An 823-nucleotide genomic window follows, 5' to 3' on the forward strand; every position below is an offset into this window, starting at 1 on the left:
GTCCGTCCTCGAGGTGCTCGTGCCCGGGATCGTCGGGCTCGCGGTGCTGGGCGACGTCGTGCGGTCGGGTTGGGCCGTCCCCGCGGTGCTCGCGACGGTCGCCGCGGTGGGCGGCTGCGTCGTCCTCGCGACGAGCCCGGCGAACGCCGCGGCAGAGGAACCGGCCCCCACCCCGGCGGCCCGGGAGACGCCCTAGGGTGGCCGGATCGACCCGTCGAACCCGGGGTCGCTCCCCACCCACGCTCTGGGGTGGGGAGCGACCCCGGATTCGGCGTCTCCCCGACCGACATCGGAGTGTCGGTGTGCGTGGTACTGCGCATCGCGCGGTAGTGTGCATCGCGTGAGCCCGCCACGACCGGCGGGCCGAGTGCCGGGACGGACCAGGGCCACGCCCGACGGAGGGTCGGATGGACACCACGCAGCTGCTCAAGGGGGTGCTCGACGCCGCGGTCCTCGCGGCGGTCGAGGCCGAGGACGGGTACGGGTACGACGTCGTGCGACGCCTGCGCGCGGCGGGGCTGGACGACGTCGGCGACGCGTCGGTGTACGGGACGCTGCGGCGCCTGTACGCGAGCGGGGCGCTGACGACGTACGTCGTGCCGTCCGACGCCGGCCCGCACCGCAAGTACTACGGGATCAATGCGCAGGGGCGGGCGATGCTCGACCTGCACCGCAAGGAGTGGCAGACGTTCGCGGGCACCGTGTCCGCGCTGCTGCGGACCGGAGAGGTGGCCGCCTGATGAGCACGACGACGCCCGCGCAGCAGCCCGCCGGGGCGCCCGTGGGCCTGGCCTTCTACGGTCACGTCCACGCGTACGCGCAG

1 protein-coding gene and 1 pseudogene are annotated in these 823 nt (G+C 74.8%); both read left to right on the forward strand.

Translation table 11 applies throughout. From position 1 onward, the window contains the following. Positions 1-196, forward strand: a pseudogene (locus tag G3I78_RS46410) (hypothetical protein); the annotation flags it as partial. Positions 197-407: 211 nt separating this feature from the next. After that, positions 408-740, forward strand: coding sequence for a PadR family transcriptional regulator (locus G3I78_RS46415; RefSeq protein WP_047234130.1), 333 nt, complete (start codon positions 408-410; stop codon positions 738-740). The last annotated feature ends 83 nt before the right edge of the window (positions 741-823 follow it).

Source organism: Streptomyces sp. SID13726 (assembly GCF_010548375.1).
In the GTDB taxonomy this organism is placed as follows: Bacteria; Actinomycetota; Actinomycetes; order Streptomycetales; family Streptomycetaceae; genus Streptomyces.